Consider the following 14,673-nt stretch of genomic DNA (forward strand, 5'->3'; position numbering starts at 1 on the left):
GGTCCGACGGGCGCAGACGGCTCTCGCCGTCCGCGCCCGAACTCGTTCGGGGGTGATCCGACACGGCTCTCCGACGTTCGTTTCCCGGCCATGTACGGGGCATTTCCGGGCTGTGACGATCGCCCAGGATCGCGGTGTTTTCGTCCGGAGCGGACGCCTGGGGTCCCGGCGGCGCTACTGTTGGGGCATTCGCAGGTGGCGACCTGGGAGGAGACCAGTCGTGTCACTCGCCTCGGACGGCGCGCAAGCCGTCGCGCTCTTCCTGGGGGCAGGGGTCGCCGCGCTGATGGTGCTGATCGGTGTGGTGGTGATCATCGCGGTGGTGGTGCGGCGTGCGGTGCGGCGCAGGATCGACCGGCATGCGCCCCGCCTGCGGGGCCTGGTGGACGACGCGGCCTCACGGGCCCGCGCGTACACCCGCCCAGGTGGCGCGGGCGAGGCGGCCCGGCTCCGCTCGGCGGTGCGCAAGTCCCTCGATCACACCCGCCGAGTCCTCGACGCCGGGTACGCGCGTGACGCGCAGCTCGCCGAGGCCCGGCAACTCCTCGGCCGCCTCGAACGCTTCGCCGAGGGCCTGGACACCGATCTGCGGATGCTGGAGCGCGAGCCGGACCCCGTCCGGGTCGAGCGCGAGCTGCCCGCGCTGCGTGAGCGGGCCGAGCGCGTCCAGCACGCCGCGGGGTCGCTGCGCTGGGCGGCGCAGGACCGCGAACAGGTTCTCGCGCACGACGACCTCGACCGGCTCGGGCGCGACGTCGAGCAGGAGGTCGCGGCGTTGCGCGAGACGACCCGGGCCGCCAAGGACGCGCTCGGGCCCTGACGGCCGCGCGACGTGTTTGCCGGGCGGGTCGGCCGGATCGGAGGAAGTGCGGCCGACGCGCGACCGGTCTCCGACCGCCCGGGTGCGGTGAACGTTTTCCTCGTCCCTTGTCCCTTCGCCGACGGGTAGCTTCAGCCCCATGACGACCGAAGTCGCGATCGTTACCGATTCCACGGCGTATCTGCCCGATGCGGTCGTCGAGCAGCACGGCATCGTCGTCGTTCCGCTCAAGGTCGTGCTGCGCGGCCGGCCGCTCGACGAGGGGACGGAGGCGACGCCGACGGGCCTCGCGGAGGCGCTGCGGCAGAAGCGGGTGGTGACCACGTCGCGCCCGTCTCCCGAGACGTTCGCGGAGACGTACCGCAGGGTCGCGGAGGGCGGGGCACGCGAGATCGTGTCGGTGCACTTGTCGGCGGAGCTGTCCGGCACATACGAGGCTGCGCTGCTGGCCGCGCGCGAGTCGCCGGTGCCGGTCCGCGTGGTCGACTCCCGGACCTTGGCGATGGCCATGGGCTTCCCGGTGCTGACGGCGGCCGAGGCGGCGGCGGACGGCGCGTCGGCGGAGGACGCGGCGACGGCGGCGGAGAAGCGCGCGGGGGCGACGTCCGGCTTCTTCTACGTGGACACGCTGGAGTACTTGCGGCGAGGCGGGCGCATCGGTGCGGCTGCTGCCCTGATGGGTGCCGCGCTCGCGGTCAAGCCGCTGCTGCACGTCTCGGACGGCCGGGTCGCGCCGCTGGAGAAGGTCCGCACGGCGGCGCGCGCGATCAGCAGACTGGAAGAGATCGCCTTGGAAGCGGCGGGCGAGGGCCGCGTGGACATCGCCGTGCACCACTTGGACAGCCCGGACCGCGCCGAGGCCCTGGCGGGACGTTTGCGTGAACGCCTGCCGCGGCTCGGGGAGTTGCACGTCTCGGAGGTCGGTGCCGTCATCGGGGCCCACGCCGGGCCGGGGTTGCTGGCCGTGGTGGTGTCGCCGAAGTAGCGGGTGGGGATCGGGCGAAGGCGACGGTTGATACCCGACGGTGCGGCCGCCGTCACCGCGTTGTCCACAGGCTCGGGGTTGTCCACAGGTTTCGATCGGCGGTGCGGCGAGCCCGACTTCGGCGCTTAGCGTCGGGGCATGTCGAAATCACCGAACGCCCGGACCGCCTCCCGACTCGCCGCGCTGTTCCCGGCTGACCCCGCGCCCGGGCGCCACGCCGCGGCCGACAGCGCTTTTGCTCCGCCCGGCTCCGCCGATGCCGCGTACGGGCCGCCCGGCTCCGAGGACGCGGTCGTGCGCCACGCCTCGGCGTCGGCCGGGATCCCGCCGCCGGGGGTGCCGCCACCGGATCCTTGGGCGGGCGTTCCGCGTGATGGGGGAGCTGCTGAATGGGCTGAGCCCGCCTCGACGACCGAGCGGCACGTGTTCGAACCGTCCCAGACCGAACCGTCCGGCTCCGGACGCGCCCGGTCCGAACCGGTCCGGTCCGAACCGGTCCGGCCCGAACCGGTCCAGCCCGAGCCGGTCCAGCCCGAGCCGGTCGAACCCGAACCGGTCCAGTCCGAACCGGCCGCGCCCCGGCCGCTGCCCGCGGCGACGCGCTTTGCCGCGGGCGTCGCCGACCGTATCCCGCCGGGTTTGAAGGCGTTCCGCATCGCGGTCGACGTGCGCGTGGTCGCGGCCGTTGCCGCGCTCGCACTCCTTGCGATCGTCGTCGCCGGTGTGGGGTGGTGGCGGTCGCGTCCGCAATCGGTCGCGGTACCGACGGTCGCCGCTTCGGGAACGGCCCGACCGTCCGACCAGCTTGCCCTGTCCACTTCTTCCACCTCAGCCGCCTTGCCGGACCCGACGGGTCCCGCCACGACAGCCCCCACAACCGTGGCCGTGGCCGTGCACGTGGTCGGGCGCGTGGCCAATCCCGGGCTGTTCGCCCTCCCGTCCGGCTCCCGGGTGGACGATGCGCTCAAAGCGGCCGGCGGTGCGCTGCCCGGCACCGATCTGGCCGCTCTCAACCTCGCGCGCGTGCTGTCGGACGGCGAGCAGGTGCCGGTGGGCGTGTCGGGGGCAACGGCCGTTCCGGCTCCGACGGGTGGCGCGCCGGTGTCGTCCGCCGCCGGGAAGGGCACGGCGAAGGGCGCCGGCACCGGCGTCGTGGACCTCAACACCGCCACCGCCGAACAGCTTGAGGGCCTGCCCGGGATCGGTCCCGTCATGGCGGCGGGCATCCTCGACTGGCGCCGACTGCACGGCCGCTTCACCTCGGTCGAACAACTCCGGGAGGTCCGCGGCATCGGCGAACGCCGGTTCGAGGAACTTCGTTCCAGGGTGCGCGTATGAACACGCCCTTGCCGCAGGACCACGGTTCCGGCAGCGGTCGGGACGCCCGCCCGGATGCGGCTCAAGCGACCGGCCGCGACCGTGCCGTCGCCGTCGCCGTCGATCTCAGGCTGGTCCCGGGAGCCGTCGCGGCCTGGGGCGCGGCGTGGTGTGTCCCGGCCGTACGCCCGGGCGTGGCCTGGACGTTCGTCGGCGGTTGCGTGGTCGGGGCGGCCGCGCTCGTCGCAGTGCACCGCGGCAGGGCGATCCGTACCACCGCGGCCGTCGCCCTGCTCTGCTGTGCGGCCGGGGGAGCGTCCGCGGCCATGCAGACCTCCGCGCACCGTGCCGGGCCGGTTCCCGCGCTCGCCGACCGGGGTGCCACGGTCACCGCACACCTCACCATCACGGGCGACCCGACGGCGGTCGCCCCCAAGGTGCGCGGCACCTCGCCGGGCACGGCGAAGTTCCGCGTCCCGGCGCGGGTCGACCGGATCGGCAGCGCCTCGGATCCGGGAGTCTCCGTGCGTCGGCTGCGAACTCCCGTGCTGCTCCTGGTTCCCGGAGGCGACCCGTGGCCCCGGCTGCTCCCCAGCACACGCATCACCGTGACGGGCAGGCTGGTGGCCTCCCGGCCTGACAGCGCGGCGGCCGCGCTGCTCATCGTCGAGTCCGACCCCCGGGTCACCGGTGGGCCGTCCGACCACCAGCGTCTTGCGGGCCACGTGCGGGACCGCCTGCGACGGGCCTGTGCCGGGTTGTCCGCCGCGCCGCGCGGGCTGCTGCCCGGTCTCGTCATCGGCGACACCTCGGCGGTTCCCGCGGATCTCGCCGACGACTTCAAGACCACCGAGCTGACCCACCTGATGGCGGTGAGCGGCACCAATATCACGATCCTGCTCGGCGCCGCGCTCTTGACCTTCCGTCATATCGGCTTCCGGGGACGTGCGTTGCCTGTGCTCGGCGGCTGTGCCGTGGTGGGCTTCGTCGTCCTCGCCAGGCCCGAGCCGAGTGTGCTCCGGGCCGCGGTGATGGGGCTGGTGACGCTTGCCGCGCTGTTCGGCGGGTGGCGGCGCCACGGCCCGTCCGCGCTGGCCGCCGCGGCGTTGTTCCTGGTCCTGCTCGATCCCGCGCTGGCCCGTAGTTTCGGGTTCATCCTGTCGGTGCTGGCCACCGGTGCGTTGTTGCTGATCGCCCCGCGCTGGGCCGCCGCCCTCGTGCGCCGGGGGTGGCCGACCCCGATCGCCGTGGCCGTCGCCGTTCCCTGCGCCGCGCAGGCGGTGTGCGCACCCGTCGTCGTCACCTTTACTGAACGCGTCAGTCTGGTGGCCGTGCCGTGCAATCTGCTGGCGGAGTTCGCGGTGGCACCCGCGACCGTCCTCGGGTTCGTGGTGCTGCTGGTGGCACCGCTGCACGTCCCGGCGGCCGCCCTGATCGCGCACGTCGCGGCGCTCCCGGTGGCCTGGATCGCCCTGGTCGCGCGCACCGGGGCGGCGTTCCCGGGGGCCACCTTCGGCTGGCCCGGCGGCCTCATGGGCGGCCTTGCCCTGGTCGTCGTGACGCTCGCCGCGATTCCCCTCACGCGCAGCCTGGTGCGCCGACCGGTCGCCGTGACGGTGGTCGCGGCCGTCGTCCTCGTCGCGCTGCTGCGGCCGCAGCCACTCATCCGCCCCCTCACCGGATGGCCGCCGCCGGGTTGGCATTTGGTGGTCTGCGACGTCGGCCAAGGCGATGCGCTCGTCCTCAACGCCGGGCACGGCCAGGGCGTCGTCGTGGACGCCGGCCCCGAACCGGAGGCCGTCGACCGCTGTCTGCGCGACCTCGGCGTGGACCGCGTTCCGCTGGTCATGCTCAGCCACTTCCACGCCGACCACGTCGAGGGCCTGCCGGGCGTGCTCAAGGGCCGGGCGGTCGGGGCCGTCGAGACCGCCGGGCTGCGGGAGCCGTCCGGCGAGGTGGCCCGCGTGCACCGCTGGGCCGCGGCGGCGGGCGTCCCAGTGCTGATCGCCCGGCACGGCGAGCGGCGGGCCACCGCCGACGGCGCGCTGCGCTGGCGGGTGATCGGTCCGCGGGATCCGCAGGCTGCCCGGCGGCTGAGCGGCTCGGCGCCCAACAACGCCAGCACGGTCCTCCTGGCCGAGGTCTCGGGCATCCGGATCCTGTTCACCGGCGACGTCGAGCCGGAGGCCCAGCGGGCGCTGCGCGCCGAGCTGTCCGGCATGCGGGTGGACGTCCTCAAGGTCCCGCACCACGGTTCGGCCCGCCAGGACCCCGCGCTTTTCCTGGGCCTGCGCCCGCGCCTGGCCCTGGTGTCGGCCGGTGCCGGGAACTCGTACGGCCATCCGAGCCGCTCCACACTGTCCCTCCTCGGCGCGTCGGGTGCCCACACGGCCCGCACCGATCTCCATGGCGCGATCGCCGTTTCCGGGACGGCCGACGACCTTCGTGTCGCGACTCGCCCGAGGTCGCGAGTGGTCGCGCAGGGCCGACCGCAGCCGGACGGGCGCCCGTTGAGTCTGTTGGACCGGAGCGCGCCGGGCCGCGGCGTGCCGGGAGGAGGTCCGCCGGGCCGCGGCGTGCCGGGAGGAAGCGCGCTGGGAGGAAGCGCGTTGGGAGGAGGCGCTCTGGATCCGAGGGGGCCCGCCGCGAGCGGACTCCGGCGGCGGGCGTTCGGTCGGAGGGTGCTTGCCCGGAGGATCCGACTCCCCAGGAGTCCCGGCGCGACCGTGGGGGCGCGTCCTCCACGGTTACGTCATCCGGAGCCCTCCCGCATTCCGGCCCTCGGCGCCGTGCATTGCCTGCACGCGGGCCGGGTATTGCCATCGCCAGGTGTGGCGGGTGCGTACCCGGGCGTCGTCGTGCGGTTCCGCCGCACGGCGCGGTGCCGGTCCGGGGGACGTGATCCGGCGTACCTCTCCGGTCGTGGCACCGGTTGCGGCAACTGCCGTGGCCGCGGTCGCGGTGCACAGAAGTTTGCCTTGAATCGCTCGGCGCTCTGTGGTTGCTTGAGTCCGTCAAGTAAGCCGGAGGGACCACAAGTACAGGCACGTGTCACCACAGGCAGGGCTCCGAGGACAACGGCGCACCGAGTCGTTCCGGCGGGGGAACGGGCCCTCTGCGCCGAGGAGTCGCCGATGTTTCCGAGAACCATGCCGCCCCGCCGCTCCGGCCCGCGTGTGCGGCGCCGAAGGCTCGCGGCGGTCGCGGTCGCCGCCGCCTTCGCCCTGACCGCCACCGCGTGCGGCGGCGGCTCGGACGACGGAGGCTCCGGCGGCACCGCGCAGCGGGGCGGCGCCGTCACGATCCTGCTGCCCGTCGAGTCGCGCGGGCTGGACCCCTTCACCGCGTCCTACACCGGCTCGGCCGATTCGAGCCGCATGGCCGCGCTGTACGACTTCCTGGTCTACCTGGACCCGGCCGACGGCAAGGTCAAGCCGCGCATCGCGGAGAGCCTGACCCCGGACGCCACCGGCGCGGTCTGGACGCTGAAGATCAAGCCGAACGTGAACTTCACCGACGGCACGCCGTACGACGCCGCCGCGGTCAAGGCGAACTGGGACGCCAACAACGACCCCGCGATGAGCTCCATCCACCGTGCCAGCATGGCCGGTGTGACCAGTGAGGTCACCGGTCCGCTGGAACTGCGCATCACGCTGGCGAAGCCCAACCTGAACTTCGACCGCACGGTGGCCTACGGCCTCGCGCACATCGCCTCGCCCACCGCGTTCCGCCCCGACCCCAAGGCCTTCCAGAGCAAGCCCGTGGGCGCGGGCCCCTTCCAGCTCAAGGAATGGGTGCGCGGCAGCAACCAGGTGATGGTGCGCAACCCCAACTACTGGCAGGCCGGTCTGCCCATGCTCGACCAGATCACCTTCACGGTGATGCCGGACAGCATGCAGTTGCTCAACACCCTGGGGAACAACCAGGCCGACCTCACCGTGACCTCGAACGGCGAGGCCGAGGAGATCGCCGCCACCAAGAACCTGGAGTCGATCACCACCGAGGTCTACGGCGGCCAGTACTTCCTGATGAACGTGCGGCGCCCGCCCTTCGACGACCCGCGCGCCCGCCGCGCGATGGCCATGGCGTTCGACGGCGAGGCCATGATGCAGACGCTCTACCAGGGCGACATCAAGACCGCGGACAGCCTCTTCCCCGACAATTCGCCGCTGATGGACCCGGCGGTGACGGCGCAGCCCGCCTACAACCAGGCCGAGGCGCAGAAGCTGTTCGACGAACTCGCCGCCGAGGGCAAGCCGGTCAACTTCACGTACCTCACGCAGCAGAACGCCAACGCGCGCAAGACCGCGGAGTACATGCAGAGCCGCCTGAACCAGTACAAGAACGTGAAGATGGACATCGAGGCCCTTGAGGTTACGGCGTACATCACCAAGGGGCTGGTCAACCGCGACTTCCAGGCCCAGAACTTCGGCATGTGGCTGGCCGACCCGGACCCGGGCTTCGACAGCCTGTTCCGCACCGGTTCGCCGACCAACTACTCGGGTTACTCCAACCCGGCCGCGGACGCCGCGTTGGACCAGGCGCGGGCGGCCACGACGCCGGAGGGGCGGCGTGCCGCGTACATCGAACTGGTCAAGGTGACCGCGCAGGACCTGCCGCTGTTCGTGTGGCAGGAGGCGACCACGTCGGTCATCCACCGGTCCAAGGTGACCGGGCTCCAGGTGGTCAACGACGGTGCGCTGCTCATGGAGCAGATCGCGCTGACGAAATGAGTCGTGAAGAGCTGAGCGCTTTTTGAGAACTGAGCGCTGAAGCACTGAGCGAGTAGCCGACACACGGGCCGGAGCGGGAGCCCGGCCCGTGTGTCGGCGGGCCCACGTGGCCCGCGTTGTGCCGTCAGTGGACGGCCGCGGCGGCCTCGGCCGCGACCGCGCGTTCGTACGCCTCCCGGAGGCGGTCGGAGGCGCGTTCGCGTTCCGGGTGCGGGCGGGGGACACCGAGGTGTATCTCGCGCAGCTCGTCCATCAGGTCGGCCCACAGCGCGGGGCCGCCGTCCTCCATCAACTGGGCGCGGACCCGCAGTTCGGGTGTGGTCTCGCGGTGCCGCAGCCCCCACGAACCCAGCACGGCCATGACCGGGACGGTGTCGATTCCCGCCTCGGTGAGGCTGTACGTCGCGCGGTGCCCCCGGCCCGCATCCTCCTGCGTGAGCAGCCCGCCCGCGACCAGGGCCTTGAGGCGGCTGCTGAGGATGTTCGACGCGATGCCCTCCTCGGAGTTGGCCAGCAGTTCGCGGAAGTGCCGCCGGCCGCCGAACACGATGTCGCGCAGCACGATCAGACTCCACCGGTCCCCAAGGGCCTCCACCGCCGCGTTGATCGGACAGCCGGAGCGCGGTCCTTCGCGCATGTCGCCTCCAAGTGATTGCATTTCGCAATCACTAAGTATAGCCTGAGGGTCGCAAGGTGATTGCAGAGTGCAATCACTGGCTGTGTACAGGAGGAAATGCGATGTCGCTGGTACGCGTCCACAACTTCTCGGTGTCCCTCGACGGCTTCGGAACGGGCGAGGGCCAGAGTGCCGAGTCTCCGTTCGGCCACGCCGGGGAGCGCCTTCACCAGTGGTTCTTCAAGACCCGCACCTTCCGCGAGATGCACGGGCAGGAAGACGGCGGCCGCGGCGTGGACGAAGTCATGGCCGCCAATTGGAACCCCGGCATCGGCGCCGAGATCATGGGCCGCAACAAGTTCGGCCCGCAGCGCGGCCCGTGGGAGAATCACGATTGGAACGGCTGGTGGGGCGACAACCCGCCGTTCCACACCCCGGTGTTCGTGCTCACGCACCATCCGCGCCCGTCCGTGGAGATGGAGGGCGGCACGACGTTCCACTTCGTCGACGCCCCGCCGAAGGAGGTGCTGAGCCGGGCCCGGGAGGCGGCCGGCGGCCTCGACGTACGCATCGGCGGCGGCGTCACGGTGGTCCGCGACTTCCTCGCCGAGGACCTGGTCGACCACATGCACATCGCCGTGGTCCCGATCGTCCTCGGCCGCGGCGAGCGCCTGTGGGACGGGAGCGAGGGCCTGGAGAAGCGCTTCCACATCGAGTCCGTGAGCACCCCGAGTGGCGTCACCCACGTGACGTTCACGCGACGCTGACCCACGGCCCGGACCGCCCCGCCTCCGTGCGCCCGCCTCGGCCCGCCCGGCACCGCACCGCCCGGCACTGCCGCGCGGCCCCGACCCGCCCATCCCGGTCCTGGCCCCGACGTGGATTTCCGACCCGCACATGCTGGGAAGTACCCGAAGGGGAGTAAGAGCCCAGGACCCCCCGGGGCGCGAAGGGGCATCGATGGGCTGCCTGCGCGAAGGCCCACGAAGGACCCGCACCGGGCGTCCGGTCAACTGGGGTCCGGCAGCCGTGGCACAGGTGTGTGGCGTTCGGGCTGTCCTTCCGGCGTGCAATGCTGTTCCGCGATGGCCAGGAAAGCTTCAGACGACCCGCTCGCGCCGGTGACCCTCGTGGTCGGACCGGAAGAACTGCTCGTGGACCGCGCGGTGTCCACCGTCACGCGCGCGGCGCGGGCGGCGGATCCGGACGCCGACATCCGCGACCTCGCCCCCGGCAGCCTCCAGCCCGGCATGCTGACCGAGTTGGCCAGCCCCTCGCTGTTCGGCGAGCGCAAGGTGATCGTCGTCCGGGCCGCGCAGGACCTCGGAACGGACCTCGTCAACGAGGTCAAGGCGTACCTCGGCGCTCCCGCCGACGAAGTGGTGCTGGTCCTGACCCACCTCGGCGGGCCGAAGGGCAAGGCGCTGCTCGACGCGGCGCGCAAGGCGGGCGTACGCGAGGTCGCCTGCCCGAAGGTCTCCAAGGCCACCGAGCGCCTGGCCCTGGTGAAGACGGAATTCCGCACCGCGGGCCGGTCCGTGACCGAGGACGCGGCACGGGCCCTGGTCGAGGCGGTGGGCAACGACCTGCGCGAACTGGCCGCCGCGTGCAGCCAGTTGGCCGCCGACACCGAGGGTGTCGTGGACGAGGAGATCGTCGCGCGGTACTACACCGGCCGGGCCGAGGCGTCGAGCTTCGACGTCGCCGACAAGGCCGTGGAGGGGCGTACCGCCGAGGCGTTGGAGCAGCTTCGCTGGGCGCTGTCGGTCGGCGTCGCACCGGTGCTGGTCACCAGCGCGCTCGCGCAGGGCGTACGCCACATCGCGCGACTCGGCGGCGCTCCGCGCGGGGCCCGTCCGGGGGACCTCGCCCGCGAACTCGGTATGCCGCCCTGGAAGATCGACCGGGTCCGCCAGCAGATGCGCGGCTGGACCCCCGACGGCATCGTCCTCGCGTTGCAGGCGGTCGCGGAGGCCGACGCCGCGGTCAAGGGCGGCGGTACGGATCCGGCGTACGCGCTGGAGAAGGCCGTCGTGACCGTGGCCCGCGTCCGGGGGACCTGACCGGGACCCACCACACCTCGCACCCCGCACGTGGCACCTCGCACCTCGCACGTGGCATCCCGCACTGGCATCCCGCACTGGCGCCCCGCACTTGGCATCCCGCAGCGGCACCCGACCGGGCACGACAGCACCGACATCCACCCGGATCGCGGACCCCGGCCATGTGCCGCGGCCCCGAACACGGCGAAGGCGCCGCCCCCAAAGGGACGGCGCCTTCGTGCCACCGTGCGGACAGCCGCAGGGTGCCTCAGCCCTGGAGCGAGGCGACCTGCTTGGCCAGCGCCGACTTCTTGTTGGCGGCCTGGTTCTTGTGGATCACGCCCTTGGTCACGGCCTTGTCGAGCTTGCGGCCGGCCTCGCGGCTCAGCTCGGTGGCCTTCGCGACGTCGCCGGCCTCGACGGCCTCGCGCGCCTTGCGGACCGCGGTCTTGAGCGACGACTTGACCGCCTTGTTGCGCTGGCGGGCCTTCTCGTTCGTCTTGATCCGCTTGATCTGGGACTTGATGTTAGCCACGTAAAACAGCCTCGTCATTTTTGGACGTTGTGTTCCCGTAGGGGAGAGGGCCCTCGTGGAACGTTGACTTGCGTGGCTGAGACAAGTGGCACACGCAGTCGGCAAGGCTACCAGGGGGCCTCGGACGATCCCAAACCGGGCCGCGGCCTCCCAGCCGTCGGCGCTCCCCGTCGAGGGCCGCCGCTCAGACCGCCCGTGCGAAGTGCGTGACCTCGGGGAACGGCTCGTAGAAGTGGTGCAGCAGCTCGCGCCAGCGCGCGTACTCCGGGGAACCCCGGAAACCCACGGTGTGGTCCTCAAGCGCGTCCCACTGTACGAGCAGCAGGAACCGCGACGGGTACTCGATGCAGCGTTCGAGGCGCAGGTCGACGAAGCCCTTCTGGCCCTCGATCAGCGGACGGGCCTCCGCGAAGGCGGCCAGAAAGGCGTCCTCCTGCCCGGGCCGGACGTCGAGCAGAGCATGTTCGAGGCAGGCAGCGGTTTCGGCGGTCATGACCGGTCATCATCGTGGGCCCGGCGCAGCCAGGCGAGCGCTTTTGCGGCCCGGGCGGCCTCGTACGCGCGCAGCCCCGGCGCGTAGCCGGGGGCGGGCAGCCGCGCCGCGTCCGTCCAGTGGCCCGCGGCCCCGGCCAGGAACGCGCGCAGGACGGGCGCCGGCAGGGCGTACCGCTCGTCGAACCACGGCGGCAGGTCGCGGACGGCCGGGTCGCGCAGGCAGAACAGCAAGGGGTCGACCCACGCGGCCCCGGCCGAGGGACGCGTCCAGTCCACGGCGACCGCCTCGAAGGCGTCCGTGACCAGCACGTTCCCCGGGTGGAGGTCGGTGTGCACCGGCAGATCGCCTTCCGCGGCCGCCACCCACTCCGTCTCCCGGGCGACCAGCTCGCCCAGGTGTGCCCGCGCCCACGGGTCGAGGTACGCGGGCGGCTCCTCCGCGATCCGCCGCCAACCTGCCGCCAGGTGCCCGAGCGACACGGCGACCGGCGGGACGCGCGTACGGGCGGCTCCGGGGTACGGCGCCGCGGTCAGCCGGTCGAACAGCGCCAGGCACGCGCTGAGGTCCGCCGGGTCCGACAGATCGGCGTCGTGCCCGGCCACGTCCTCGAAGACCAGGAGGTACCAGCCCGCCGCGTCCAGTTCACCCCACAGCTCCGGCGCCGGGAACGCCCGCGCGGCACCGCGGCCGCCGTCACTTCCACGGCCGCCGCCACTTCCGCGACCGTCACCGCCTCCGCTGACACCGCCCCCGCTGTCACCCCGGCCGCCCCACCACTCGCGCACCTTCCGCCCGAACCAGGCCTCGACCTCGTACTGCGCGATGATCGGATGCCGTTCCGGACACCCCTTCACGAACACCGCGCGGCCGTCCGGCAGCGTCAGCCGGGCGGCCACGCCGCCGCTGAACCCGCCCGGCTGGGTGGCCGCCGAGGCCGGTGCGGCACCGAGGCGCAGGGCCAACGCGGCGTGCACGTCGGCCGGGAGAGACCAGTAGTCCACGCGCATGGGACGATGATGGGGTATGCCCGCGTCACGTGTGCGGAGGCCCGGCCTCCCGCGACCGGCCGACGCGGCCATTTCGTCCCGAAGTGCCGGAAGTATCTGATGTAGCCGTACCTGAAATCCCCGAAGTGCCCGCAAGTCCCGAAGTGCCCGCAAGTCCCGAAGTACCCGCAAGTCCCGAAGCACCCGACCCACCGGCAAGACCCGTAGCCCCTGTCCACGAGCCCGAGAACCTGGAAGCCTGCGTGCCCGCGACCCCCGTGAACGTGCCGGAGCCCAGCCGTACCGACCCGGCGCTGATCCGCAATTTCTGCATCATCGCCCACATCGACCACGGCAAGTCCACGCTCGCCGACCGGATGCTCCAGATCACCGGTGTGGTCGAGGCGCGGCAGATGCGCGCGCAGTACCTCGACCGCATGGACATCGAGCGCGAGCGCGGCATCACCATCAAGTCGCAGGCGGTGCGCCTCCCGTGGACCGCCGAGGACGGGCGCGTGCACATCCTCAACATGATCGACACCCCCGGCCACGTCGACTTCACCTACGAGGTCTCGCGCTCCCTCGCCGCGTGCGAGGGCGCGATCCTGCTGGTGGACGCCGCCCAGGGCATCGAGGCGCAGACCCTCGCCAACCTCTACCTGGCGCTGGAGAACGACCTCCAGATCATCCCGGTGCTCAACAAGATCGACCTGCCCGCCGCGCAGCCCGAGAAGTACGCCGAGGAGCTGGCGCACATCATCGGCTGCGAGCCCGACGACGTGCTGCGGGTCAGCGGCAAGACCGGCGAGGGCGTCGCCGAGCTGCTGAACGAGTGCGTGCGCCTGGTGCCGCCGCCGGTCGGCGTGAAGGACGCCCCCGCCCGCGCGATGATCTTCGACTCGGTGTACGACTCGTACCGCGGCGTCGTCACGTACGTCCGGGTGGTCGACGGCCGGCTCGCCAAGCGCGAGCGCATCCAGATGATGTCCACCGGCGCGACCCACGAGCTGCTGGAGATCGGGGTCATCTCACCCGAGCCCAAGGCGGCGGACGGCCTGGGCGTCGGCGAGGTGGGCTACATCATCACCGGTGTGAAGGACGTCCGGCAGTCCCGCGTCGGTGACACCATCACCTCCCAGCACAAGGGCGCGACCGAGGCGCTGGGCGGCTACAAGGACCCGCGCCCGATGGTGTTCTCCGGGCTGTATCCGCTGGACGGCTCCGACTACCCGGAGCTGCGCGACGCGCTGGAGAAGCTCCAGCTCAACGACGCCGCGCTGGTCTGGGAGCCGGAGACCTCGGCGGCGCTCGGGTTCGGCTTCCGCTGCGGCTTCCTGGGGCTGCTGCACCTGGAGATCATCCGCGAGCGCCTGGAGCGGGAGTTCGGTCTCGACCTGATCTCCACCGCGCCGAGCGTGGTCTACCGCGTCGTGATGGAGGACGCCACCGAGCACACGGTGACCAACCCGAGCGAGTTCCCGGGTGGCAAGATCGCCGAGGTGCACGAGCCGGTCGTACGCTCGACGATCCTGGCGCCGAGCGAGTACGTCGGCGCGATCATGGAGTTGTGCCAGTCCCGCCGCGGCAGCCTGCTCGGCATGGACTACCTGTCCGAGGACCGCGTCGAACTGCGCTACACGCTGCCGCTCGCGGAGATCGTGTTCGACTTCTTCGACCAGCTCAAGTCGAAGACGCGCGGGTACGCGTCGCTGGATTACGAGCCCACCGGCGAGCAGATGTCTGACCTGGTCAAGGTCGACATCCTGTTGCAGGGCGAGGCGGTCGACGCGTTCAGCGCCATCGTGCACAAGGACAAGGCGTACAACTACGGCGTCGAAATGACCAAGAAGCTGCGCGAGTTGATTCCGCGTCAGCAGTTCGAGGTGCCGATCCAGGCGGCGGTCGGCGCGCGTGTGATCGCGCGCGAGAACATCCGCGCCATCCGCAAGGACGTGCTCGCCAAGTGCTACGGCGGCGACATCTCCCGCAAGCGCAAGCTGCTGGAGAAGCAGAAGGAAGGCAAGAAGCGCATGAAGATGGTCGGACGCGTCGAGGTGCCGCAGGAGGCGTTCATCGCCGCCCTGTCCACCGAATCGGACGGCGCCGACAAGAAGAAGTGACGGCGGCGGGGGGGGGGGGGGCC

Annotated in this window: 11 protein-coding genes; 7 read left to right on the forward strand and 4 right to left on the reverse strand. The window is 72.1% G+C overall.

The window, feature by feature from the left end; translation table 11 throughout:
• Positions 1 to 220 precede the first annotated feature (220 nt).
• The 4 genes from ACRX5S_RS38825 to ACRX5S_RS38840 all read left to right on the forward strand — a co-directional run bounded on the left by ACRX5S_RS38825 (position 221) and on the right by ACRX5S_RS38840 (position 7,855).
• Positions 221 to 820, forward strand: a complete 600-nt coding sequence (locus tag ACRX5S_RS38825; protein WP_436777986.1) for a hypothetical protein — start codon at positions 221 to 223, stop codon at positions 818 to 820.
• A 139-nt stretch (positions 821 to 959) separates the two neighbouring features.
• On the forward strand, positions 960 to 1,805 hold the full coding sequence (locus ACRX5S_RS38830) for a DegV family protein (RefSeq protein WP_436777987.1): 846 nt from the start codon (positions 960 to 962) through the stop codon (positions 1,803 to 1,805).
• Between the two features lie 138 nt (positions 1,806 to 1,943).
• Entirely contained in the window at positions 1,944 to 3,143 is a 1,200-nt protein-coding gene (locus tag ACRX5S_RS38835; protein ID WP_436777988.1) for a helix-hairpin-helix domain-containing protein, read from the forward strand.
• Positions 3,140 to 7,855, forward strand: coding sequence for a ComEC/Rec2 family competence protein (locus ACRX5S_RS38840; protein ID WP_436777989.1), 4,716 nt, complete (start codon positions 3,140 to 3,142; stop codon positions 7,853 to 7,855). The genes ACRX5S_RS38835 and ACRX5S_RS38840 overlap by 4 nt, the downstream gene beginning before the upstream one ends.
• Before the next feature lie 124 nt (positions 7,856 to 7,979).
• Here the strand turns inward: ACRX5S_RS38840 and ACRX5S_RS38845 are convergent, their stop codons facing one another.
• The gene (locus tag ACRX5S_RS38845; protein ID WP_436777990.1) at positions 7,980 to 8,492 is read right to left on the reverse strand and encodes a winged helix-turn-helix transcriptional regulator; all 513 of its coding nucleotides are present in this window, start codon (positions 8,490 to 8,492) and stop codon (positions 7,980 to 7,982) included.
• Positions 8,493 to 8,593: 101 nt separating this feature from the next.
• On the opposite strand from ACRX5S_RS38845, the gene ACRX5S_RS38850 reads away from it, so the two are divergent.
• Positions 8,594 to 9,238, forward strand: coding sequence for a dihydrofolate reductase family protein (locus ACRX5S_RS38850; RefSeq protein WP_436777991.1), 645 nt, complete (start codon positions 8,594 to 8,596; stop codon positions 9,236 to 9,238).
• 318 nt (positions 9,239 to 9,556) lie between these two features.
• Positions 9,557 to 10,534 carry a DNA polymerase III subunit delta gene (gene holA, locus ACRX5S_RS38855; protein WP_436777992.1) on the forward strand — a complete coding sequence of 326 codons (978 nt, stop codon included), beginning with the start codon at positions 9,557 to 9,559 and terminating at the stop codon, positions 10,532 to 10,534.
• Between the two features lie 247 nt (positions 10,535 to 10,781).
• On the opposite strand, the gene rpsT is transcribed toward holA, so the two are convergent.
• The 3 genes from rpsT to ACRX5S_RS38870 all read right to left on the reverse strand — a co-directional run bounded on the left by rpsT (position 10,782) and on the right by ACRX5S_RS38870 (position 12,551).
• Positions 10,782 to 11,048 carry a 30S ribosomal protein S20 gene (rpsT, locus tag ACRX5S_RS38860; RefSeq protein WP_436777993.1) on the reverse strand — a complete coding sequence of 89 codons (267 nt, stop codon included), beginning with the start codon at positions 11,046 to 11,048 and terminating at the stop codon, positions 10,782 to 10,784.
• 184 nt (positions 11,049 to 11,232) lie between these two features.
• On the reverse strand, positions 11,233 to 11,541 hold the full coding sequence (locus tag ACRX5S_RS38865) for an antibiotic biosynthesis monooxygenase family protein (RefSeq protein ID WP_436777994.1): 309 nt from the start codon (positions 11,539 to 11,541) through the stop codon (positions 11,233 to 11,235).
• Complete coding sequence (locus ACRX5S_RS38870) at positions 11,538 to 12,551, reverse strand: phosphotransferase (protein ID WP_436777995.1); 1,014 nt, start codon at positions 12,549 to 12,551, stop codon at positions 11,538 to 11,540. Before ACRX5S_RS38870 ends, ACRX5S_RS38865 begins: the two co-directional genes overlap by 4 nt.
• A 242-nt stretch (positions 12,552 to 12,793) precedes the next feature.
• Here ACRX5S_RS38870 and lepA point away from each other — a divergent pair, with 242 nt between their 5' ends.
• Positions 12,794 to 14,650, forward strand: coding sequence for a translation elongation factor 4 (gene lepA / locus ACRX5S_RS38875; RefSeq protein WP_436777996.1), 1,857 nt, complete (start codon positions 12,794 to 12,796; stop codon positions 14,648 to 14,650).
• The last annotated feature ends 23 nt before the right edge of the window (positions 14,651 to 14,673 follow it).

Source organism: Yinghuangia sp. YIM S09857 (assembly GCF_051388915.1).
Lineage (GTDB): Bacteria > Actinomycetota > Actinomycetes > Streptomycetales > Streptomycetaceae > Yinghuangia.

Coding starts and splice junctions, on each gene's coding strand:
- ACRX5S_RS38830 (WP_436777987.1), top strand. CDS start 960: ATGACGACCGAAGTCGCGATCGTTACCGATTCCACGGCGTATCTGCCC.
- ACRX5S_RS38835 (WP_436777988.1), top strand. CDS start 1,944: ATGTCGAAATCACCGAACGCCCGGACCGCCTCCCGACTCGCCGCGCTG.
- ACRX5S_RS38840 (WP_436777989.1), top strand. CDS start 3,140: ATGAACACGCCCTTGCCGCAGGACCACGGTTCCGGCAGCGGTCGGGAC.
- ACRX5S_RS38845 (WP_436777990.1), bottom strand. CDS start 8,492: ATGCGCGAAGGACCGCGCTCCGGCTGTCCGATCAACGCGGCGGTGGAG.
- ACRX5S_RS38850 (WP_436777991.1), top strand. CDS start 8,594: ATGTCGCTGGTACGCGTCCACAACTTCTCGGTGTCCCTCGACGGCTTC.
- holA (WP_436777992.1), top strand. CDS start 9,557: ATGGCCAGGAAAGCTTCAGACGACCCGCTCGCGCCGGTGACCCTCGTG.
- ACRX5S_RS38865 (WP_436777994.1), bottom strand. CDS start 11,541: ATGACCGCCGAAACCGCTGCCTGCCTCGAACATGCTCTGCTCGACGTC.
- ACRX5S_RS38870 (WP_436777995.1), bottom strand. CDS start 12,551: ATGCGCGTGGACTACTGGTCTCTCCCGGCCGACGTGCACGCCGCGTTG.